A 21,465-nucleotide genomic window follows, 5' to 3' on the forward strand; every position below is an offset into this window, starting at 1 on the left:
TCGAAGCGAGGAATGAGCATGTCGGTGCTGGTCGGAAAGCGAAAGAGAGGGCATCACAGTGCAGGAAGTTCACAACGGCGTGGGCGCCGGAACGCTGGTCGGGGCCCAGTGGGTCAAGGCGACCGCGAGCGACGGAAGGGACGACTGCGTCGAGCTTGCAGCAGTCGGCGAAAGCGTCGCGATGCGCAACTCCCGTCACCCCGGCGGGCCGGCGCTGATCTTCACGAAGTCCGAGCTTGCCGCATTCATCGACGGAGCCTCGAAGGGCGAGTTCAACGTCATGATTGTCTGAATCCCTTGGCCACGGCTTGCGGGCGCGTGGAGGGGCGGACATTCTCTGATTAGATGGGCGGCGAAGTGCCGCTCGCACTCAGGGAGTTGAATTGTCCTCTCATCTCGCCCTGCTGCCGGAGCCCGAAGGCGAGAGGCCGCGGCGGTCCGTTCATCCTCTGGAGCGGGCCGTCGCGGACATGCTCGTGCAGTATCGCAACGGTCGACCGCAAAGCGAGGTCGTGCTCGGAGTGCCTGAGATCGGCTCCGTTCCGACGCTGAGCCGCTACGAGAACAACAAGGTCGACCTGAAGTCCGACAAGGTCGTGGCCCTCCTGTCCTTCTACGGCGCCCCGCACAAGGACATCGAAGAGGCGCGCGACTGCCTGGCCCGGTCGAAGCAGGCCCCGGGGTGGGCCCCGCCGGCCGATACCTCCGACGCGTTTCGCGCACTGTTCGCATTGGAGTCGCGCGCCAAGGTCATCAGGGTTTACCACGAGTCCAGCATCCCCGGCATGCTGCAGACCCGCGCCTACGCCAGATCGCTCATGCAGGAGTTCACCCGGACCCCGCGCGAGGAAGACCTGCGACGAAAGCACCTGACGGACCTGGACGAGCGTCTGGAGTTCCGGATGCGACGCCAGGCTCTGCTCGAAGGCGACCGGGGCGTCGTCTACGAAGCCCTCATCGCCGAGGCTGCCCTCCTCACCCAGCGAGGCGGTAGCGCCGCGCAGAGGGAGCAGCTCAGGCACCTTTTCAATGTGGCGGAGAACAAGCCCCGTGTGCACCTGCGCGTCCTGCCGGGCTCGGCGTCCCGGGCGGGTTCGGCTCTGCACAACGCCATGACCCTAATCAAGCCATACGACGAGGAGAAGGGCCGGGCGCTCTACCTGGAGAGCAGGAACCGGGGCGGCGAGCTGATCGCCGAGGGCGCCGAGCTGGAGGCGTACGTCCTGTCGCTGGATGAGCTGTGGCTGGACGTGGGCAGCAAAGAGGAGACGCTGGAGCTGATTCAGCACTACATCGACCGGCTCAGCGGCTGAGTCCGGTCCCTGCGGCTCACTTGATGAGGGCGACTCCTCCGTACTCGATCCACTCGCTGTTGGCGCCCTGACGGGGCCCGAGGTCCCCGTCGGGGCGCCAGGTGGAGACCTCCACCGGTTCCTGCTGGTCCACTTCGAGCAGTTGGAGGCCCTCGAAGAAGCGCTTCACCTCGCCCGTCGAGCGGACTTCGCCCCACTGGCCTTCGGTGATGTCGTCCATGAAGTCGGTGATGCGGGCGCGCAGGTCGGGGTCGTCGCTGGCGAGTTGAGAGATGACCATGTAGCTGCCGGCGGGCAGCCGTCTGGCGACGCGGCGGACGAGGGCCCATGGATCGTCTGCGTCCCGGATGCAGTGGAGGACGGACACGAACAGAGCCGCAACGGGCTGGTCTCTCCGCAGCAGTCTGGCGACTTCGGGGGAGTCGAAGATCTGGTCTGTCTGGCGCATGTCGATTTCGAGTATGGCGGTCGTGGACGGGTCTTCGGCCAGGCTCACTCTTCCGTGAGCGGCGACCACGGGATCGTTGTCGATGTAGACGACTTCGCACGACGGGTCGACCGCCTGCGCGACTTCGTGAACGTTCGGGCGAGTGGGCAGACCGGAGCCATGGTCGAGGAACCGGCGGACCCCGCGCTCCTCGGCGAGGTAGTGGACGGCCCGGACGAGCCACGCCCGGTTGACCAGTGCCAGTTCCCTGGTAGACGGCGCGAGTCGGAGTAGTTCGACGCAAGCGTCCCGGTCTACCTGATAGTTGTCCGTTCCGCCGAGAAGGTGATCGTACATTCTCGCCACGCTGGGTTTTCTGGAGTCGAAAATGAGGGGCTCCCCACGCTCCGGCCGCACGCCTCCCCGTGAGTGCGCGGGCTCTTCGAAGGCAGAGATCACATGCTATGCAAGCGACTTGCGTCGAGGCTACCCGTCGACACCACCGAGCGAAGCAAGTTCGGGGCAAACCCATCATGCAGGTGATGTGAAATGCTCCGGCGCACACCGACGAACATCAGCGGGCATTCGACCCAGGCATATGCCACACGTTCTCCGGACTAGGCGGCTTTCATCAGCGCAGTTCGTCGCAGCAGTTCAAAGGCATCGGACGACAACCCCATGACACGTCCGCCGACGGCGGCAGAGCACCCGAGCCGATGCCGCAGAACCAGGGCGTCCGCTTCTGCGGCGCGGACGGTCTCGTACAGGGTTCGCACACCGTCTGTTCGATGGGGCGTCAGAGCGTCCGTCAGGAGAACCCAGGCGTAGCCGGCCGGCGAGGCACTCCGCAGAGCGGCCGGCCACCGAGCCCCTAGTTCCTCTAGGACGGATCGCGCCAGGTCGCGGCCGAAGGACACGTTTCCGGTGACGACTGCGGCGAATCGCGAGTAGATCGGCCACTGCTCGCAGCAGAAGACCGCGTAGGCGACCTCGGCACAACGGCGTCGCAAGTTCTCGCCGTCTACACGTTGCGCCCGGCCGTCGTGTTCACCGCGCAGCCCCGGCATCGAGCCGCTTGACTGCTGCCGCACGTGCGTCACCTCGTCTCAGGCAGGCGGCCGGCCGTCGCGCGCGTGAGCGCGGCGGCCGGCTCAGGTCAGCGGGAGCGGCGGACCTTGAGGAGCACTAGGCAGCTACGGTCGGTGCAGAAGGCGAGCGAGACGGCGAGCACGGTCTCGGCAGACACCAGTTCCGGCCAGAACAGGGACGCGACAGTGACGCCGGTCACGAGCACGGAGCTGAGACGAAGCTGCAGCAGAAGAACAGTGTCCGCAGCGGTTTGCACGGCGTGCGAAATCGGAATGCTAACCTCTGGCATCGCCGAAAAAACGCGTGAGAGCTTTCGGCGAACGTGCTGGATCATCGTCTCTCCTTGGGTTCGAGGACAGGTCCGGCGCGGCCAGGGGGTCTCGTGGGCGACGGCCAATCAAACCCGAGGCCCCCCTTTTTTCACGCCTATGCGGACACTAGCCGCCACTCCTCGCCGGCGCCTTCCCCGATATTGATGAAATCGGAGCGAAGCACTCCGCATCGCAGGGCCACCACCGCCCTATCGGCGCTGCATTACAGCGCGAGAGACCGCGCGAACGAACATAGACAGACGGATTTGAGCGCATCCGATCAGAAAGCCTGCACGCCAACCTGAAAATAAGGTCACGCCAGCCCGACAGGACAACTCTTTCGAGTGAATTTCGCGCGAAATGCAGGCGCGCTGTCCGAACCGTTGAGTCGACATGTCGGAGGTCGACTGCGCTGTCTGGCGGTGTCCGACGCTGTCGGCGTCTTCCGACCGGCCGGCCCCGAGGCCGTCAGCCGGTGCGAACTCTGCATCCCTATCGCCCGGCTCGACGACACCGCTCCCTCACCGCCGGCCGCCGCGCGGACAGCCCACTCTCAGAAGCCCTCGACGTACGCGTCGACAGCACGCCTGCACGACGTCGGCTCAGCACCGATCTCGGCGGCACCTGGACCAAGACCGCTCGCGGCGGCCTCGCCAGAAGTAGGCGGTCCTCTGGGGATCACGGCGGAGACCGGATGGCGCCTTGAAGCGAGAGTCTTCCCGGGCACGCTCTCCGACCACGTCCCGGACCTGCGCGCGCTGCGCGCCGGCGCAGTGCCCCCGCCGGTTCGAGGCCCCCGGGCAGTAGGCAGATCGGACCGAGTTCAGTCTCGGCGGCGCTTTCCTTACCTCATCTACTCGCACGGGGAGAGGGAGTGAGCGGGGCTGCTCGGGCGGCGGGGAGCATCGGCGCCTGCGCCGGTCAGGTCGGGCGCGCGCTGTCTGGGTTTGCCGACCGGGCTCGGCCGCGGGAGGCGAGCGTGGCGGAGGTGACGGCCGCCGGTCCGAAGCGCCGGCGCGCCCGGTCGGCGGCCTGCTCGATTCGTCGTCCCTTCTCGTCGGCGGGGTCGAGGGTCATCTGCTGGGTCTGCGCGGTTGCTGGGGCGAGGGCTTCGGCGCGCAGGGTCAGGGTGCGGACGCGGGCGCGCTGGAGGGCGAGGCGCCGGTACAGGTCGAGGACGGTGGCGGTGAGCGTCCGGGTGTGCGCGGTGGCTTCGGGCAGGGTGCGGGTGCGGGTGGCGGTGGAGGCGTCGGCGAAGGCGGCGGTCAGGGTCAGGCGCGGGGTGATCCGTCGTCCGGTGCGCAGGCGTAGGCCGATGGTCTCGGTGAGGGCGATCAGCGCGCGGTGGTGGTCGGTGGGGTCGAGTGCGTCGTGGTCGAAGCGGTGGGCGGCGGTCAGTGATGCGGTGGCGGCATCGGGGGTGACGGGGCGCGGGTCGTGGCCGCGGGCGTGCTCGAGGAGCCGGTGGGTGGCGGAGGGTCGGCCGAGGATGCGGTGGAGTGTGCTCGGGGGGGTGGCGGTGACGTCGGTGACGCGGTCTATGCCGTAGTGCGCGAGGGTGCGTGCGGTGGCGGGTTCGACGTCGTGGAGGGCGGTGACGGGCAGCGGGGCGAGGAAGGCGGTCGTCTCGCGGGCGGGGACGGTGGTGGTGCGGCCGGGTGGGGTGCGGGCGGCGGCGAGGGCGGCGACCGTGCGGGTCGGGCCGATCCCGACGGAGAGGGGGACGCCGTGGAGCGCGGCGGCGCGGAGCTGGATCAGGGCGGCGATCTCGGGGGCGGTGCGGTCGAGGCGGCGGTGGGCGCCGGTGACGTCGAGGACCGCGTCGGCGGGAGGGAGGGCCTGGACGAGGGGGGTGATGTCGCGCAGGAGGTCGAGGACCTGCTCGTAGAGGCCCCCGTCGGCGGGACCGATCTGGTGCAGGTGCAGGTGCAGGTGCAGGTGCAGGTGCAGGTGCAGGATGCTGCGGGGGTGTGCGGTCACGTCGGTCACCCGGCCGATCCGCCGCTGCGGTGGGCGAGGCGCCGCAGGTCGGGGGTGCGGTCGCCGGAGGGCTGGAGGTCGCTCCAGGGGTGCAGGGGAGTGCCGGTGGTCGGGTCGGTCAGGGTGCGCGCGGGCCGGGGGCCGGCGGCGGTCGGCTCGGCGGGGCGGGTGCGGCCGAGGAGGGCGAGGGCCGCCGCGGGGCCGTGGTCGCGGCGCGCGCACGCGACCTCGTCGAGATCCCAGGCGGCCTGGCCGACGACGGTGCGCCGAGTGCCGCGCTGCGCGACGACGCCCCTGATCAGCAGCAGACCGCTGTGGAAAACGGTGTGCGCGTGCTCGGCGTGGGCGTCCTCGAACAGGGCCACGTCGACGAGACCGGCACCGTCCTCCAGGGTCAGGAAGATCACGCGGCGCCCGGAGGGGACGGGCGGGGTCTGGGTGGCTGCGCGGACGCCGGCGACCAGGACGCGCTGGCCGGGCTGGAGGGACTGCAGACGCCGCGCGTCGGCGACGCCCAGTTCGCGCAGCAGCCGGCGGTGGTGATCGACTAGGTGGTGGGTGACGTCCAGGGAGAGGACGTCCACCTCCGCGCTCAGCACCTCGCGGCCGGTCATCTCCGGCAGTCCGGCCGGCTCGGCGCCGGCCGTCTCCCCGCCCAGGGACATCTGCCCGTCGACGGTCTGGCGGTTGCGGGCGTGCCGGTGCAGCTCGGCGGCCTGGAGCAGCAGGTCGCGCCGGGTCTGCGCGCCCTGGAGCGCGGTGAGGGCGCCGATCTGGACGAGCCGCTGGGCCAGCGGGAGGGACGGCCGCGCGCGCAGCCACAGATCCTGGAGGCTCGCGTACGGGCGGCCCGCCTCCAGGCGTGCGGCCTCCTCGGCGGTGATGCCGCGCACCGTCGACAGCGCCAGGCGCACCCCGCTCCGGCCGTCCTCGCCCGTCTCGACCGTGAAGTGCGCCGTGGAGGCGTTGACGTCGACGGGCAGGATTTCGATCCCGTTGCGTTTGGCGTCCTGGAGCAGGACGCGCCTGCTCCACATTCCGGGGTCCGCCTCGAATATTCCGGCGTAGAACGCGGCGGGGTAATGGGCTTTCAGCCATGCGGACTGGACGGTGGGGACGGCGAAAGCGACTGCGTGCGCTTTGCAGAAGCCGAAGGCGCCGAATTTGCGCACCATGTCCCACACCTCGCCCACAACATGCGGTGCGTAGCCCTGTTCGCCTGCTGTCCGGCGGAACCAGGATTCGATCCCCGGGAGCCTCTCCTTCTCGGCGAGGGCGCGGCGGACTATGTCGGCGGCTGCGAGGTCGCAGCCTGTCATCTGGGAGACGATGGCCTGGATCTGCTCGTGCCAGATCACCACCCCGTAGGTGTCCGCCAGGAGCGGGGCCAGGTCGGGGTGGGGGTAGCGCGGCCGCTCGCTCCCGTGGCGGGCCGCGATGAACCTCGCGGGCATTCCCCCCGATACAGGCCCCGGACGGAATAGACTGATGTCCGCGATGACATCGTCGATGTGCTGCGGCTGCAATCTCGAGATCAAATCCTGCTGCCCGCTCGACTCGATTTGAAAACAACCGAGAACATTTCCGCTGCGGATCATTTCGAACGTGTCGGGATCGGCGAGGTCGACGTGGTCGGGATTGTCGAGATCGAGTTGCCGGCCCGTGGTGCGGCGGATCTCTGAGACCGCGTGCGCCAAAGCGGACTGCATTCTCACGCCGAGCACGTCGAGTTTCAGAAGTCCCATTTCCTCCACTGCGTGCTTGTCGGCCTGGACTGTGGGATAGGCGCCGCCCGGAGCGGGCTGCACCGGGAGGCGGTCCAACAGCGAGACGTCGGAGAGGATCACCCCGCACGGGTGCATGGAGAACCCGCGCGGCAGGCCGTCCAGCGCCGCCGCGAGGTCCCACAGCGGCCCGTAGCGGCCCCGCTGCGCGGCCAGGGCGCGCAGCTCCGGCAGCTCGGTGAGCGCGGCCGGCACGTCGCCCGCCCGGATGTGGGGGAAGCTCTTCGCGATCCGGTCGACGGCCGCCGGCTCGACGCCCAGGGCGAGGCCGACCGCGCGGATCGCGTGCCGCGCCCGGTACGTCTCCGGCATGCCCGTCAGCGCCACCCGCTCCGGGCCGAAACGCTGGAAGATCCTGTCGTACACCTCCAGGCGGCGGCCGGACTCCACGTCGAGGTCGATGTCCGGGAGCGAGGTCCGCCGGTCGGAGAGGAACCGCTCGAAGACCAGCCCGTGCTTCAGCGGGTCGGCCGTGGCGATGAAGAGCAGGTGATTGACCAGGGAGCCGGCGCCGGAGCCGCGGGCCGCGACCCGCACGCCCATCGCGCGGGCGTCCGCGACGACCTGGGCGACCGCCAGGAAGTACACGGAGAGATCCTGCCGCTCGATCACACCGAGCTCGTGGTCCAGCGCCGCCGTCGCTTCCGCGTCGCGGTCCAGGCCGCGCGCGACCATCCCGCTCTCGCACCGCTGGCGCAGCAGCCGCATCCCCGCCCCCGGCCCGCCGTCCGCGCCGACCAGGTGCGGCTCGGGGAAGTGCCGGCGGCCGATCCCCAGATCGGCGGCCGCGTCCAGGCGGCAGGACGCGGCCGCCTCCGCCGTGTCCGCCAGCAGGCGGTCGGCACGCCCCCGCCGGCCGCCGGCGACGGCCGCGATGCGCTCGGCGACCTGCGCCATCGCCGCGCCGTCCTTCACGTACCGCTGACCGGGATCGAGGCGGGCGCCGCGCGGTACGGGGCGCAGCAGGCGGGCCGAGTCGAGCACGTCGGCCACGCGGTGCTGCGCGGGATGCTCGTAGCGGGCGGCATTGGTCAGCACGGCGGGCACGCCCAGTTGGTCGGCGAGGGTGAGAGTGCGGGCGGCCAGCCGACGCGAACCGGGCCCGAGACCGGGCAGGTCGTAGCTCACCGCTTCAAGCCGCAGCCCGTCCCCGGCGAGCGCCCGCCAGGGCTCCAGGAGCCGTTCGGCGACGTCGGGGCGCCCCGCGCTCAGCGCCCGCACCGGCTCTGAGGTCGGACCGAGCAGCACCAGCACCCCCTCGCCGAGGTGCTCCTGAAGGGCCTCAAGCGAGGCGATGGGGGGCCCGCCCGGCTCCGGGCGGACATGCGCGGCCGAGACCAGACGGCACACCCGCGCCCAGCCGGCGCCCGACTGCGCCAGCAGCGTGACCCGCAGCGGCGGCTCCTCCACGTGCGCCCCGCCGCGCACCGGCGCCCGCCGACGGGGGCTCCGGCGGCGGCACGGCGGCGGCACGGCGGCGGCGACCGCGAGATCGACGCCGAAGATCGGCCGCAGTCCCACCGCCGCGCACGCCGCCGCATGGCGCACCGCGCCCGCGACGGTGTCCCGGTCCGTCAGCGCCAGGGCGTCCATCCCGTACGACGCCGCCCGCCCGGCCAGGGCCTCGGGATGGGACGTGCCGTACCGCATCGAGTGGCAGGAGGCGACGTGCAGATGCACGAAACGTGACATAACTGCAGCACCTCCGCTCGCTCCCCCACGCAATCGATCCTTTTTCGAACTTGTGTTCTAAAGAGTAGCGCGGAACGCCGCAGGTCACGACCGGGTCAGCACGAGAACGGGAGTGCTGGGCGGCAACACCGCACCGCGAAGGGCGAGTTCGTCGAGAAGTCCGATTCCCGACTCCCCTCGCCGATCCACGCGCCGGTCACTGACCCGCTGGCCGCCACGCCGACGACCCGCCCTCGCTGTACCTCACCTCCCAGCAGATCGACGCCGAGTCCGGCCAGGCCCTCGTCGACCTCGCCGCCCACGTACAGGGCAAGCGCACACTTCTGCTCCGCGAGGCCGCCGACCTCCTGAGCCCCATCGCCGATCAAGGCCCGTCCACCGGGTTCCGCCGGTCCGGCATCCTCCACGGCATCCACCTCGTCCGTGCCAGCATCGGCGCCCGCGACCCGGAGGCGACCGCCCACTGGATCACCGCACTGGCGGGCCACGTCCCCCGCGTCCAGTCCATCCGGTGCCGCACCCTCCTGACGGCGGTGCGCACCAGAGCCGGCAACCCGCTGCGCGCCGCCGGCCGCACTGATGCACTCGACGCCATCGGCAAGGCACTATCACCTGCATGACCCACCTGCTGCCGACCGCGGACCGAACGTGGACGATCGCCGCCGTCGCCTACGGCGGCCCCGAGGCCCGCGAGCTCACCGAGGCCCTGCACCGTGAGCAGACAGCGACCTACGGCCGAGCCGACGACCCCGAGGCCACCGCGCCCGCCGAACTCGACCGCCCCCGCGGCGCGTTCCTCCTCGCCGCCCGCGCGGACGGCACTGCCTTGGCCTGCGGCGGCTGGCGCGCCGCCGCACCCGCCACCGCCGAAGGTTCCGTCGCGGAGCATCGCGAAGAGGACGTCGGCCCGGCGTCGGGCGAGGCAGAGCAGGGCCTGGGTGTGGTGCTTGCCCTGGGCGATCTTCTTGTCGTAGTGGGCCCGGGATGCCAGGTCGTCCAGGGCTGCGAACGCGGAGAGGAGGAAGGCCCGTTTGAGCTGCTTGTTTCCTCTCCGGGAGGGTTGTTCGCCGCGGATCGAGGAGCCTGAGCTCCGGGTCGCGGGTGCGAGTCCGGCGTAGGCGGCGAGGTGGCCGGCGGTCGGGAAGGTGCTGCCGTCGCCGACCTCGATCAGGATCCTGGCTCCGGTCCTGACGCCGACTCCCGGCATCGACGTCAGGACCTTCGAAAGAGGGTGGTCCTCCAGTAGTTCCTCGATCCGACCGGCCAACAGTTTCCGCTGGTCGAGCACGGACGTGAGCGATCCCCGGTGCGGCCGGACCCGAGGTGGCGGAACGCTCAGGGCTCGGTACGGCGCGGGGCGCCGTCACGCGAACGGAATTTCTTCTTCCGGTCCTGGGCGATCTTGTCGCGGTCCGGGCCGGGCGTGAGCCGGCGGGCAGGCGTCTTCTGGGACATGAGCTGATTCCTCCCTCAAGGGCGGCCGGTGCCCTCATGATCGCGTGACGCGGAGGCGCTGACCGCCGATTCGGCGAAGACCACGGCTGGGGTGCGAGGGTGGCGGCGCGGAGGCCGCTTGCGCCACGATGCTCCGATGAACGAGGAATCGCTGGAGGAGTGGGCACGGCGGCGCGAGGAACGCCGGGCCGCCGCGAAGGGGAGGCTGCGGGTGCTGCCGCTCACCGAGGGCCGGCGTCGAGCGGCGCACGTCGAGCCGGACGCTCCACGGGTCATCCAGGAGTGGAACGGCACCGAGTGGGAGACGATCGGCGTCGTCGAGAACCTGGACGCCGTGAAGGCCCTGCTGTATCCGCCGCAGCCGGTGAAGGAGAAGCCCGCTGAGTGGGATCGCCCCGCGCTCGGCCCGGGCAAGCGCAAGGGGCGGCACCGCCGTACGGCCCCGACAGAGGAAGGCCGCTGAGAGCCCACACCGAAGCGACGCCTCCAAGCTCGACGCCCGCCGAACCTCGCCTCCGACTGATCCGGCCGCCCGACCCTCCCCACGCCCGCCCGGCGACGAAGGCCTTGACCTCCAGACTGCTGGTCTCCGGCCCCACATCAACGGAACTCCGCGGGCTCGCCGAACGCAGCGGCGTTCTTGCCTGAGGAGCGAGCGCTGACCGGCTGGCCACGTCGGCCGAGGGCCGGAGCGGTATGCGTGGTTCGGGCCCGCGCTCATGCTCCGTGGCGTGGCTGGGCTAATCGCTGATTTCTGCCGAAGTAGCTCTGGGGGGTGGCGCTCGCCCGTAGCGTGAGGCGGCATGACTGTGCTGATCATCGGCGGCAACGGCTTCCTGGGCGCCGAGCTAGTACGCCAAGCGGTGTCTGCGGGCCTGCACCCGGCCGCCACCTTCCACTCCCGACCCGGCCGCGGCGACGGGGCGACCTGGCATCACCTCGACCTTCGCGACCCCCTTCTCCTGGAGGAAGTCCTCGGCACGGTGGCTCCGACCGCGGTGATCAACGCGACGAGCGGCGGAGCGGACTGGGCAGTCACCGCCGAAGGCGGGATCCGTCTCGCCCAAGCTGCGGCCGGCCACGGTATCCGCCTGGTGCACGTCTCCAGCGACGCCGTCTTCTCCGGCATCACGGGCCGCGACCGCTACGACGAGTCCTGCCTTCCGGACCCCCTCACTCCCTACGGGGCCGCGAAGGCAGCCGCCGAGACCGCCGTACGCCTCCTGTGCCCCCACACGGCGGCCGTCGCCCGTACGTCCCTGATCATCGGCAACGGCCGGTCCGAACACGAGCGGCTGGTGCACGCACTGGCCGACGGCACCCGGCAGGGCGCCTTGTTCACCGACGACATCCGTTGCCCCGTCCATGTGACAGACCTGGCGGCCGCTCTGTGGGAGATCACCCGGTCCGACGCCGCCGGCATGTTCCACCTCGCGGGGCCGGATGCCCTCAGCCGCTACGATCTGGGCGGGCTCATCGCCCACCGCGACGGGCTCGACGCCGCCCGGCTGCCCTCCGCACGCCGCTCCGATACGGGACTGCCTGGCGGGCTCGACGTACGACTCGACAGCCGCACCACCCAGCAGAAGCTGCGCATCCGGCTCCGCGGCGCCCGCGAGTTCCTGAGCGGAAACAGCCCGAGGCTGAGCTGACAGACGCCCACCACCACGCCCCTATCGAAGGCGAGACGCGCCGCCCCGTTACAAGCCGCGGGCAGCCTCTCCATGACCGTTCGCGAAGGGGGAGCTGGCCCGATGCGACCGAGCCAGCAGATGCGCGACCTCGGCATCGTTCAGCACGGTGCGCCTGTCCTGCGTGACCCTGCCGGCCCCTTCGCACTCCCCGATGAGCGGGAAACCATCGACGACGTCCTCGGTCAGCTCCCTGACGTAAAGGGCCCGGGCCTGGCTGCCCCGCAGCTCGGCATCGGCCGGTCCACAGCCGTCGTCCAGCCTCCCGGATCCGCCCCCATCGTTCTGCTCACCCCCGTTGCACCGAAGCCTCCGAGGACATGGACGAGAGGTTCGAAGGGTGCCTGTCGTTTCTTCGACGTACGAGCACAGGTTCCCCGACCCGTGCGGATCACTGTGGAAACGATGACAGCAACGGGCAGTACCGAGAAGGCCTTCTACGAGCGGGGCGACGCACGGCTCATCGCGCACGGAATTGATCACCTGGACGGCCTTCTGCTGATGGACCGGATGCGGCCCGGCGTGAGACCGGTCCGGGTCGAGGAGCACCGCAGGACGGCCGAGCCCACTGGCCGGCCCTGGTCGTACGAGTAGAAGGAAGCGGGGCCGACCGTGGGCGCGCGCGGCATCCTCGTGGTGCTCCCCCAGCGGCCGATGGGGGAGCACCACGATCCGACGCGACACCAAGAGGCTCTGGCGGGTCGGGCGCGCGGGAGTTCTCAGAAGGCCGTGCGGATGTCGCTGCGCGGGTCCCCGTCCACCATCCGGTCCTCGTAGAGCCCGTTCTACGCCCGGCGTCGCCATGGTCGGGCGCGCCGAAGGGCCACGTCGATGTCCGGGTCGGCCGAGTCGAGGTTGACGTCCGCGAGCGCCAGCGCGGGCTGCCCGTCGGCGGGGCACTGCGCCAGCCACCGGCCGCCGGGCGCCACGATCCCGGCCGGCACCGTGGCGCTGAACTGCGCTGGCACGGCGTAGCCAAGCCAGTAGCCGTACAGCGTCCCGTAAGCCTGGGCGACGCGTGCCCTCGGGGCATCCTCGACCATCGCGGAGAGCAGGACGCAGTCCACGTCCAGGCGCTCGTACTCGGCGAAGAGCGGCGGGAAGTTCGCCTCCACGCACAGCGCGCAGCCGATCCGGAAGCGACCCGAACGCCGTCCACATCCGTAGCTCCCCGGCCAGCGCAGCGATCGATTCGGCCTCTTCGCGCAAGACGTCCCAGGCGGCACGGCTCCAGTCGGCCGACACCAGCTCGCCGTTCGGGCCGGCTGCCATCACGTGCTTGCTCGGATAAACGATCGCCCCTTCGGGGAACTGCACCAGCCGCGCACCCGCCCCGGCTGCCTCCGTCATCAGAGCCCGGATTTCCTGCCCGGCCGCCCGCAGCGCGCACCACGGTCAGTGGGGTCCTCCGGTACGGTGCTCTGCGCGACAGCCAGTCGCAATGTCTTCGCCACGGCGCGGACGCTACGCGACCCGCTCCTGCCCCGGCCCTGTGCTCCAAATGGCGGGGCCGGATTCCTGCGGGGTCTGTCCGGTTCGCCGACCTGGGGAGCTAGCGCCGTCGCGATCGTAGGAAGACGCCGCTGCCGTGCTGCGCCAGCCCTTGGACCGTGCAGATGCCAGTGCTTAGGGCCTGCACGGCACCGATATCGGATCAACACGCGTTGGCTGCGAACGAACGAGCCAGCCTCAGCCAGCGAAGGGAGCGGGATCCGTACAGGGCCGTACCGACTCGTGAACGAGCCGGTCGAGGAGGCCGCGGCGCACAGGCGTATACGAGCCGGTGGCGTCGGCTCGGCGGGCGTCGGCCGGCGCCGTGGAAGAACTGCTCGGCCGCGGAAGAGCAAGCCGCAGGGCACCCAAGCGTCCCGAACAGCGGGACTGCCGCCCCTTCTTGCGTCGGCGTGCAGGCCTACTCGTGCGACGGCTGAGCAGGTCGACGGCTCAGATGCGGTGTCGGGAGACGGTAGAAGCACACGTTGGCGACCTGGCATATTCGCTCTGGCTCGATCCGTGTGGCTACTGTGTCGCTGCGAAGCCCATGTGGTCTCGTTGAAGGACCTGACCCGCGAACGGCGCAGATTGCCGCCCACGGATGAGGATGGAGCTCGATGGCCATGCGAGCGCCTCGGTGACGCCGGGGACAGACCGCGAGGGCGCCGTCCCGATAGGGCACCGCCTTGCCCAGTGGCGGAAGCGCCGCGGAACCGCTGCGGGTGACCTCGCGCGGTGCTCCGGGCTCGCCGAGCAGCTGATCACCGACATCGAGGCCGGACGCGACTGGGTGGATCGGCACAGCGTGCTCTGCTCCCTGGCGGGCGGCCTGCACCTCGACCCGCTCGATCTGACCGGCCAGCCGTACGCGCCGCACGGCGAGCAGCACGCGACCGTCCGGGCCGCGGCTTGGCACCTGCGTCGCCACCTGTTCCAGTCCGCCCCCCACACCCCCGCCGTGCGGCAGAGGGGGCGCGCTGGTCTGCTGGCCGCGGCGGAGAACGTCCGGGACGCGCAGGCCACCGGCGACGAACATGCCCTCGCGCTCGCCCTGCCCCCGCTGCTCGTGGCCGCCGACCACTCGGTCAGCCCGGAGGATGTCGACCCGCCCTACGCCGTGGCGGTGCGGAACCTCGCCTACGCCGCGGCAGCCGGTCTGCTGCGTCGGCTGGGCTATCGCGATCTGGCCTGGAGCCTCCTCCACCGAGCCCGCCCGGCCGCCGATGACGGCCAGGTCGTCGAGGCCGAGGAGGTGCGGCTGTTGACGAGCATGGGCATGCCCGCCGCCGCCGACCGGGCTGAGCAGCATCTTGCCGGCGCGCGGTCCGTCGCGTTGCTGTGCGCAGCCGCGTTCGCCCACGCGAGCGGCGGTCAGCGTCTGCACGCGGAGCGGCTGCTGGACGAGGCGGACCGCTGCGCCTCGGACGCTGCGGAGTCCGCCGAGGCGACGGTGGCCAGGGCGAGCAGCGCGATGCAGTTCGGCGCCTGGGATCAGGTCCTGGAACAGCAGCAGGCGGCCACTATGCCGCCGGCCCGACGGGCCGATCTGCTGCTGCTCGCCGCAGGGGCGTGGGCCAGACGGGGGCAGATCGGCCGGGCCGTAGGCCGTCTCGCGGCGGCAGAGGAGGCAGCCGCGCTCTACATCGGGCTGGATCCGCTGGCCCGTGAACTCCTGCATGCTCTGCGGGCGCGGGCCCAGGGCGCGGACAGCGCGCGGGAACTTGAACGTCTGGCGGGCAGGTTCGGGGTGACGTGACCCGGGCGCTCTCGGGGAATACCCGCGCGGACCGGACTGTCCCGGTCTAGCCTGTTGATCTTCTGTGTGCGGGGGCGGGGTGTTGATGGACGAGCAGCAGTCACACCGGGCTGAGACGATCGGGGCCGGCCTGCGGGCCTTGCGGCGCCAGCGTGGGGTGAGCCTGAAGAACCTGGCGGAGCAGACCGAGATTTCGAAGAGCTATCTGAGCATGGTCGAGAACGGCAAGCGTCTGTTGACCAGCACGGTGTTCATCGACTCCATCGCCGAGGTCTTACGCATCTCTCCCGCCGAGCTGACCGGGCAGCCGGTCGCGCCGGCGGACCCGAGCACCGGCGGGGCGCACGCCATGATCCCCGCTCTCCGGCTCGCCCTCATGGGACTGTCCGTCTCCGCCCCAGCCCTGGGGGTTCGCCTTCCGGAGGATCCCCTCCAGCTCCTGACGGCGCGGGTCGCACGGGCCAACGCTCTGTACCACGCCTCCGAGTACGCCACGCTCGCCGCCGAACTCCCCGGCCTGCTGTCGGACTTGCGGGCGGCGGCCGACGCCCGGCACGGCTACGTGCGCCGCCGACTGCTGCAGCTACTGGCCGGCGCCTACCATCCCGCGTGCGTGCTGCTGCTGAAGTACCTCGGCTACCCCGACCTGGCCTACGTCGCGGTCACGCGCGCCGCCGAGGCGATCGCCGAACTGGAGGACCCGCACTACACGGTCCTGGCCGACTTCTTCACCGCGCACGTACTGCTGGCGGTCGGCAGCCCCGACCAGGCCCTCGCGCACGCGGGAGCCGCGATCTGCGCGCTGGAGCGGGATCTCGGAGGCGGACGCGCTCCCCAGGCCCTGCTCGGCGAGCTGCACCTGATCTCGGCCACCGCCGCCACCCGCGACAAGAGCCGCGCGGGCCAGGCACGCCGCCTGGACGCCGAGACCCACCTCGCCGAGGCCCGACGCCTGGCCCAGTACACCGGCGAGACCCGCGACTGGCACCTCAACTTCGGTCTCACCAACGTCGGCATCCACCACGTGAGTCTCAACACCGCCCTGGGCCGGCACGGCGCCGCCGTGGACGCCGGGCGCGTGCTGTCCTCCGAGGCGATCACCGCGCCAGGCCGCCGCATGGCCTACCACGCCGATTTAGGCCGATCCCTGGCCCATCTGCGCGGCCGCGAAGGTGACGCCACCCGCGAACTACTGCGGGCCGAGGCGATCGCGCCGCAGCGTTTGCGGGTGGACCCGCTCGTACGGGACTGCGTCACCCATCTCCTTGACCGGCCGACATCCGCTCAAACCCGTCGTGACCTGCGCGGTCTGGCCCACCGGGTCGGCCTCCTGACGTGAACCACGCCGCCGCATCGCGGCGCTGGGCGGACAAGGGTTCACCACGGTGAACCCTACGCGTGAGTACGCCGCTACTTTCGGTCTCTGCCCTGATGGAGGCCGGACAGGCACGAGGCGGTCTTCCCGCCCTCGGCATCTCCCGGTCTCCTTGAGGGGTTCGTGACGGCTGCGCCGCGCCTCCGGTTCGCGCGCACGCCCGGCTCTCCGACCGGGGAACGAGGGGACTCTTCATGCCCGAGCACGCGAACGATGCGCCGATACAGGTACGCGATCTACGCCGACGGATCGGTGACCTGTCCCTGCGGCTGCGCACTGCCGGAGAGAAGATCAAGCCGGCCGAGCCGCGGTTCACCGACTACGACAAGATCCGCCTGTCCGGCGGCGAGCTCGTGGGCCGCAAGAAGGTCATCGTCATGTCGGGCGGGTGCAGCGTGCCGACGTGCACGATGTGCCCGTTCACCAACTTCAACAACTACGGCCTCCACGAGGGCTCCTCGAGCGAGAGCCTGCTGGACCAGGTGCGGCGCACGCTGACGCGGACGGAGGGCGAGCCCGCGTACGAAGTTCTCTCCCTCTACAACGACGGGTCGTTCTTCGCGCCGAAAGAGATCCCCCGCGATGTCCAGGTGGAGATCGCCCGGCTGGTCGCGGCGGCCGGAGTGAAGCACCTCGTGGTCGAGTCGCTGCCGCAGTTCGTCACCGAGCCGGTGCTGGCCCCGTTCGTGGAGGCGCTCGGCGGGGTGCGGCTGGAGATCGGGATCGGCCTGCAGTCCGCTGACGAGCTGGTGCGCGAGACGCTGGTGAACACCCGCATCTCCCAGAAGTCCTTCGAGCGGGCCCTGTCGGTGATGGCCGGCCTCGGGGTCGACCCGAAGATCTACCTGCTGATCAAGCCGCCGTTCCTGAGCGAGGGCGAGGCGGTGACCGACGTCGTCACGTCGGTGGACTACCTGACCGGGCTCGGCGTGCGCGGGATGACGCTGTGCCCCACGCGTGTCTCGCGCCACACGGTGGCCTGGGAGCTGTGGCAGGCCGGCCAGTACACGCCGCCGAACCTGTGGACGGTGGTGGAGGCGGTGCGCCGGGTCCACGAGCGTCTCGCGGTGCGGGTGGCGTGCGTGAACCTGCGCGGCACCGACTTCGAGTCCGTCTTCCCCGACGCCTGCCCGGCCTGCGCCGACACCGTGGTCGACGCGCTGATGCGGTTCGGGGAGAGCGGCGACGCCGGGGACCTGCCCGCGGACTGCTCCTGCCGGTCGCCGCTGAAGGTGACCGCCCTTGACCACGCCGCCATCACGGACCGCGCGGCGCAGCAGCTCAACGCCCTGGAGCGCGCCGGTGTCTGACCAGCCCGCGGCGCCGACCCCCGCGGCCTTGCTCCCGCGGCATCCGGCGTACGGCTTCACCGCCGATCCGCTCGGCGTGCTGGACGAGGGGCATCGCCGGCACGGTCCCGTCTTCCGCATGCCCGTCGACGGCGTGGACACCGTGCTGCTCGGCACCTGGGCGGGACTGGGCGAGCTGTTCGCGGCCGAACGCGGCCGCCTGGACGTGCTCAACACCCCGCTCGTCCACGACCTGTTCGGCCGCGCCCTGTTCAACCTCACCGCAGACGGCCACGGCGAGGCCCGCCGCCGGCTGCGCCCCGCGCTGTCCGGGCGGGCACTGCCCGGCTACGTGCCGCCCCTGCTGGACGTGATCGGCCCGGCCACCGACCGGTGGGCCCGGCACGGCACCGCGGATCTGCACGGGCAGGTGCGCGAGCTCACCGGTGCGATGAGTGCCCGCGTCCTGCTCGGCATCACCCCCGGGGAGGCGGACGCGGACCAGTTCGCCGCCGCCTTCGAGGAGTTCGTCACGGCGACCGGCGCACGACCGGGCCCGGCCCGGTACGCGGACCGCCGGTACTGGGCCGGCCGCTCTGCCCGCCGGGAACTCGCCGCCCTGTTCGCCCGCCGGGCCGCAGCCCAGTCCTGCGGGGACGCGGCGGGCGGGGCGGCGCTTGCCGGGCTGGTGGAGGCGTTCGCGGGCGCCCCGGCCGGGGCGGGGCCGCTGGAGGATCATCTGATGGCGCTTCTGATCGCCGCGCGGGAGACGACGGCGAGTCTGCTCACCTGGTGCCTGGTGGAGCTGGCCGGCCATCGCGACCACGCCGAGTACGCGGCGGCGGAGGCCCGCGCGGTGGCCGCCGATCCGGACCGGCTGGTGGCGCGCGACGGGCTGCCGGTGCTCCGCTCGGTGCTCGCCGAGACCTTGCGCCTGCACGCGCCGAACGTGCTGTCGATGCGGGAGGCCGTCTGCCCGCTCACGCTGGCCGGCCACCGGATCGAGCCGGGCACGCGGGTGGCCTACTCCCCGTCGGCCGGGCACTTCGATCCCGAGGCCTTCCCCCGTCCCCGGCAGTTCCGGCCGGGCCGGTTCCTGACCGGGCAGGCCAGTGCCTCGCGGCTGTGGGCGTTCGGCGGGGGCGCGCACGCGTGCCTGGGCCGGCCCCTCGCCGAGCTGATGGCCCTGGCCGTCATGGCCGCCGTCCTGCAGAAGGGGCTTCCGCACCTGCCCGTCGGTCCGCCGGCCCGGATCAGCTTCCGGCCCGCCAAGGCCCCCATCGACCCGCTGCCGTTCGCCCTGGAGTCCGCTTCATGACCCGCACCCCGCCCGACGACGCCCTCGCCGCCCTCCGCCAGGCCGCCGCCCACCACGCGGCCGGCCGGCACCGGCTGCACCTGGTGCCCAGCGAGAACCGGCTGTCGCTGGCCGCCCGCCTCCCGCACCTGATGGACGCCGCGATCCGCTACGCCTTCCCCGGACCCGAGGACGGGGGCGAGAACTGGGCGTGGCCGGGCCGCCAGGACCTCGTCGACGTCGAGAAGGCCGCGGCCGTCCGGCTCGGCGCGCAGCTGGGCGCCGACTTCGTGAACCTCAAGCCCGTGTCCGGGGTGTCCGCGCTGACTGCGGCGCTCTCGGCGCTGGCGAATCCGCGGTCGGTCGCCTACAACCTGGCCGAGCGCGACGGCGGACACGGCTCGACCCGCTTCATCGGCACCCGCCTGGGCCTGCAGATGAAGGACCTCCCCGTCGACCCGGACACCTGCACTCTCGACCTCGACGCCCTGGCCCGGCTGCTCGGTACCGGGCCGCGCCCGGAGCTGGTGTACCTGGACGCGTTCATGTGCCTGTTCCCTGTGGACCTTGCGGGGCTGCGGGAGATCGTCGGCCCCGAGGCGGTGATCCACTACGACGCCTCGCACACCCTGGGGCTGATCGCCGGCGGCGCCTGGCAGCAGCCGCTCGCCGAGGGCGCCGACACCCTGGGCGGCTCCACCCACAAGACCTACCCGGGCCCGCACAAGGGCCTGCTGGCCACCAACGACGCCGGGCTCGCGGCCCGGCTGGACGAGCACGCCGGACATTTCGTCTCCCACCACCACCCGGCCGACGTCGTCGCCCTGGCCGTGGCCGCCGCCGAGATGGACGAGCGCGGCCACGCGTACGCGCACGCCACCGTCTCCAACGCCCGCCGGTTCGGTGCGGCGCTGGCCGGGCGCGGGTTCACGGTGTGCGGGGAGAAGGCCGGGTTCACCGACTGCCACCAGCTGTGGATCGACGTCACGCCGCTCATGGACGCCGCAGAGGCCTCCCGCCGCCTGTTCGAGGCCGGGATCGTCGTCAACGCGATCCCCCTGCCGCACATCGCCGCGCCGGCCGGGCTGCGCCTGGGCGTGCAGGAGCTCACCTGGGCCGGGATGCGTAAGGACGGCATCGACGAACTGGCCGAGGTGTTCACCGCCGTGCTGCGCGACGGCCAGGACCCGGCCGCCGCCGCGTCCCGCACCCGGGCCCTGGCCGAAGCACTGGCCCCGGACACAGGGGCGGGGGAGCAGGTGCTGCGCGTCGCGCTCGCCGCGGCCGGGATCGGAGGCTCGGTGTGATCCCCGAGCAGATCCCCGGCAAGGGGACCTTCCTCGGCCCCATCCACACCACGGCGACGTTCGAGATCCGCCCGGACTGCCGGCACTTCGCCGGGGGGATGCCGTGCCGGTTCTGGCGGCCGTGCCACGGCTGCCCGCACCACGACCCGGTCGATCACCGGGTGCTGATCGTGATGCTCGGCCTGCTCGGCGACATGCTCATCGCCTCCCCCCTGCCCAAGCGGATCCGCGACGAGCACCCGCACGCGCACGTCACCTGGCTCGTCGACGAGGCAAATGCCCCGATCCTGCGGATGAACCCCTACGTCGACGAGGTCCTCATCCATGACTGGGAGGCCGCCGCCCAGCTGCCCTCGCGCCGCTTCGACGCCGTGTACTCCTTCGAGCGGACCCCGTCGGCGGCGGCCCTGGTCGACCGGCTCGACGCCGGACACAAGGCCGGCCTCGCCTACGGCGGCCCCCACCACGCCCTCTACCCGATGGGGGAGGCCGCGCTCCAGTTCTTCCGGCAGAACACCTGGAACGACTACCGCACCCTCACCAACGAACAGACCTGGACGGAGCTGTACTTCGCCGTCGCCGGATACGAGTACGCCGGCGAGCCGTACGTCCTGAAGGTGCCGCCAGAGGCCCGGCGGCGGGCGGCGGGGCTGCTCGGTGAGCGCACCGGGCCGCGGGTGTGCCTGAACCTGGGCGGGTCGCTGCCCACGAAGCTGTGGCCCGAGCGGCACTGGGCCGAACTCGCCGACGCGCTCCTGGAGCACGGGGCGCAGCTGGCGATCCTGGGCGGACCGACTGACAAGACCGCGTGCGAGGCGCTGCTGCGGCACCTGCGGATGCGCGGCGCCGACGAGACTCGGGTGGCGTACGCGCCGCTCACCCTGGAAGAAGCCTCCGCGCTGCCGGGCCTCGTCGACGCCGTCGTGACCGGCGACTCCTTCGGCTTCCACCTCGCGCTCGCCCACGACAAGCCCACCGTGCTGCTGCTCGGGCCGTCCAACGGCGCCGAGGTCATCCCCAAGCACGTCACCAACATCACCGCGCTGCGCTCGGCGCTGGCGTGCTCGCCGTGCGCCCACCAGGTCGCCTGCGGCGGCGTCGGAGGCTGCATGGACACCATCGACCCGCCGGCCGTCCTCAAGGCCACCCTCGACCACCTGACCTGACCCACCCCGCACCGCCCGCCGCTCCATGTCTCCGCGGCG

General features: G+C 71.6%; 18 protein-coding genes and 1 pseudogene. 11 read left to right on the top strand and 8 right to left on the bottom strand.

Annotation, left to right across the window (positions count from 1 at the left end; all coding sequences use genetic code 11):
- The first annotated feature begins 58 nt into the window (after positions 1–58).
- Together ABZ861_RS26720 and ABZ861_RS26725 are read left to right on the top strand one after the other, a co-directional pair.
- Positions 59–292 carry a DUF397 domain-containing protein gene (locus ABZ861_RS26720; protein ID WP_361634920.1) on the top strand — a complete coding sequence of 78 codons (234 nt, stop codon included), beginning with the start codon at positions 59–61 and terminating at the stop codon, positions 290–292.
- A gap of 220 nt (positions 293–512) precedes the next feature.
- A complete protein-coding gene (locus ABZ861_RS26725) occupies positions 513–1,313 on the top strand; it encodes a DUF5753 domain-containing protein (RefSeq protein WP_361634922.1) in 801 nt (266 codons plus the stop codon).
- A gap of 16 nt (positions 1,314–1,329) precedes the next feature.
- Here ABZ861_RS26725 and ABZ861_RS26730 read toward each other — a convergent pair whose 3' ends face one another.
- The 7 genes and pseudogenes from ABZ861_RS26730 to ABZ861_RS26760 all read right to left on the bottom strand — a co-directional run.
- Positions 1,330–2,157 carry an SAM-dependent methyltransferase gene (locus tag ABZ861_RS26730; RefSeq protein ID WP_361635004.1) on the bottom strand — a complete coding sequence of 276 codons (828 nt, stop codon included), beginning with the start codon at positions 2,155–2,157 and terminating at the stop codon, positions 1,330–1,332.
- A 200-nt stretch (positions 2,158–2,357) separates the two neighbouring features.
- Positions 2,358–2,831 (bottom strand): hypothetical protein, encoded by a 474-nt coding sequence (locus ABZ861_RS26735; protein WP_361634925.1) that lies wholly within the window; start codon positions 2,829–2,831, stop codon positions 2,358–2,360.
- Between the two features lie 65 nt (positions 2,832–2,896).
- Positions 2,897–3,163, bottom strand: a complete 267-nt coding sequence (locus ABZ861_RS26740) for a hypothetical protein (RefSeq protein WP_361634928.1) — start codon at positions 3,161–3,163, stop codon at positions 2,897–2,899.
- 898 nt (positions 3,164–4,061) lie between these two features.
- Positions 4,062–5,120, bottom strand: a complete 1,059-nt coding sequence (locus ABZ861_RS26745) for a hypothetical protein (RefSeq protein ID WP_361634930.1) — start codon at positions 5,118–5,120, stop codon at positions 4,062–4,064.
- Positions 5,121–5,125: 5 nt separating this feature from the next.
- The gene (dnaE, locus tag ABZ861_RS26750; RefSeq protein WP_361634933.1) at positions 5,126–8,596 is read right to left on the bottom strand and encodes a DNA polymerase III subunit alpha; all 3,471 of its coding nucleotides are present in this window, start codon (positions 8,594–8,596) and stop codon (positions 5,126–5,128) included.
- Positions 8,597–8,691: 95 nt separating this feature from the next.
- Entirely contained in the window at positions 8,692–9,003 is a 312-nt protein-coding gene (locus tag ABZ861_RS26755; RefSeq protein ID WP_361634935.1) for a hypothetical protein, read from the bottom strand.
- Between the two features lie 464 nt (positions 9,004–9,467).
- A pseudogene (locus ABZ861_RS26760) lies at positions 9,468–9,893 on the bottom strand (transposase); the annotation flags it as partial.
- Between the two features lie 294 nt (positions 9,894–10,187).
- Here ABZ861_RS26760 and ABZ861_RS26765 point away from each other — a divergent pair.
- The 3 genes from ABZ861_RS26765 to ABZ861_RS26775 all read left to right on the top strand — a co-directional run bounded on the left by ABZ861_RS26765 (position 10,188) and on the right by ABZ861_RS26775 (position 12,336).
- On the top strand, positions 10,188–10,514 hold the full coding sequence (locus ABZ861_RS26765; protein ID WP_361634938.1) for a DUF6087 family protein: 327 nt from the start codon (positions 10,188–10,190) through the stop codon (positions 10,512–10,514).
- Positions 10,515–10,854: 340 nt separating this feature from the next.
- Entirely contained in the window at positions 10,855–11,703 is an 849-nt protein-coding gene (locus ABZ861_RS26770) for a sugar nucleotide-binding protein (protein WP_361634941.1), read from the top strand.
- A 120-nt stretch (positions 11,704–11,823) separates the two neighbouring features.
- A complete protein-coding gene (locus tag ABZ861_RS26775) occupies positions 11,824–12,336 on the top strand; it encodes a peptide deformylase (RefSeq protein WP_361635007.1) in 513 nt (170 codons plus the stop codon).
- Between the two features lie 191 nt (positions 12,337–12,527).
- Here the strand turns inward: ABZ861_RS26775 and ABZ861_RS26780 are convergent, their stop codons facing one another.
- Positions 12,528–12,857: a hypothetical protein gene (locus ABZ861_RS26780; protein WP_361634943.1), complete on the bottom strand. Its 330-nt coding sequence runs from the start codon at positions 12,855–12,857 to the stop codon at positions 12,528–12,530.
- 986 nt (positions 12,858–13,843) lie between these two features.
- Between ABZ861_RS26780 and ABZ861_RS26785 the strand changes: the two genes are divergently transcribed.
- The 6 genes from ABZ861_RS26785 (at position 13,844) to ABZ861_RS26810 (ending at position 21,426) form a co-directional block, all read left to right on the top strand.
- Positions 13,844–14,992, top strand: a complete 1,149-nt coding sequence (locus ABZ861_RS26785) for a helix-turn-helix domain-containing protein (RefSeq protein ID WP_361634946.1) — start codon at positions 13,844–13,846, stop codon at positions 14,990–14,992.
- 85 nt (positions 14,993–15,077) lie between these two features.
- Positions 15,078–16,331: a helix-turn-helix transcriptional regulator gene (locus tag ABZ861_RS26790; RefSeq protein WP_361634949.1), complete on the top strand. Its 1,254-nt coding sequence runs from the start codon at positions 15,078–15,080 to the stop codon at positions 16,329–16,331.
- Positions 16,332–16,561: 230 nt separating this feature from the next.
- Complete coding sequence (locus tag ABZ861_RS26795; RefSeq protein ID WP_361634951.1) at positions 16,562–17,677, top strand: hypothetical protein; 1,116 nt, start codon at positions 16,562–16,564, stop codon at positions 17,675–17,677.
- Entirely contained in the window at positions 17,670–18,974 is a 1,305-nt protein-coding gene (locus tag ABZ861_RS26800; RefSeq protein ID WP_361634954.1) for a cytochrome P450, read from the top strand. The genes ABZ861_RS26795 and ABZ861_RS26800 overlap by 8 nt, the downstream gene beginning before the upstream one ends.
- Positions 18,971–20,260, top strand: a complete 1,290-nt coding sequence (locus ABZ861_RS26805) for a hypothetical protein (RefSeq protein WP_361634957.1) — start codon at positions 18,971–18,973, stop codon at positions 20,258–20,260. The genes ABZ861_RS26800 and ABZ861_RS26805 overlap by 4 nt, the downstream gene beginning before the upstream one ends.
- Positions 20,257–21,426: a glycosyltransferase family 9 protein gene (locus tag ABZ861_RS26810; protein ID WP_361634960.1), complete on the top strand. Its 1,170-nt coding sequence runs from the start codon at positions 20,257–20,259 to the stop codon at positions 21,424–21,426. The genes ABZ861_RS26805 and ABZ861_RS26810 overlap by 4 nt, the downstream gene beginning before the upstream one ends.
- The last annotated feature ends 39 nt before the right edge of the window (positions 21,427–21,465 follow it).

The organism is Streptomyces sp. NPDC046985, assembly GCF_040644415.1.
GTDB lineage: Bacteria > Actinomycetota > Actinomycetes > Streptomycetales > Streptomycetaceae > Streptomyces.